Consider the following 970-nt stretch of genomic DNA (forward strand, 5'->3'; position numbering starts at 1 on the left):
ATAATGAACATTAGCTCCGTTTTCTAAATACAAAAGAATAAACCGATTATCTTCTTTGATCTTACACGCCGCTGTAAAAGCTGACTCCCCATCATGGGAAGATATTATATTTACATCGGCTCCAGCATCCACTAATGCCCTACAAGCATTGTAATAACCTTTTAGAGTTGAAAAAGATAGTAATGTTTTCCCATATAATGGTTCTTGATAGTCAATTAGATTACCAGACAAACCTTTTAATTGATGCAACACTTTGTCATAATCATCAGATGCTAATGTTTTCGCTACTTTATATACCGGAGTATCCTTAAAAATTTTCACATTTCTAGCAGACACTTTACCCGAAGGATTTAAAGCCTTGTTCAAAAAATAACTCACAATTTTGTCTTTAAACTTTTCCATGGAAATTTGAGAACATGATGTAATACTTAAAATTAAAGAAATTACTAATATTTTTTTTACCATAGTCTGTACAATAGTTACATATTAAACTTTCGTAAAAGCCAATTTTGTCTTCATTATTATTGGAAGTAACACATTCATGATTTCCCTTTTCAAGATATTTTTTTTAAAAGTGCTCTAAGTAAAGTCCAAATAAACTCTACTCAGAACATCATTAACTCTTATAAAAAACTTTCAAATGCTAATAAAGTATATAATAAAACCTTCATATTAGCTTATCAATTAATCATTACAGTAAGATTGATAATCAAGTTTATAATCTCCATTTTTGTAAAAAATATACTTCCGACTAGCAACCCACCCATTAATTCCTCTACGTTTTCCTTCTATTGGTTTATCACCCATCTTCCTACTTGACCACCTATAATTGACGTTCAACTCTAGCATAAACCCTATCACTTATAATAATACACTGACAAGCTCGGATTTTATCTTTCTCCTCTTCTGTAAGTTTTTCTCTTTCCGCTCTTTGCTTTTCGTCATAAATAAGAATGATATCTCCACCGAA

General features: G+C 30.6%; 1 protein-coding gene. It reads right to left on the reverse strand.

Annotated elements, in window-relative coordinates; translation table 11 throughout:
• A partial coding sequence (locus HHU12_RS34125) for a hypothetical protein (RefSeq protein ID WP_205960082.1) occupies positions 1-402 on the reverse strand: 402 nt, incomplete at its 3' end.
• Positions 403-970: the final 568 nt, after the last annotated feature.

Source organism: Flammeovirga aprica JL-4 (assembly GCF_012844305.1).
Classification (GTDB): domain Bacteria; phylum Bacteroidota; class Bacteroidia; order Cytophagales; family Flammeovirgaceae; genus Flammeovirga; species Flammeovirga aprica.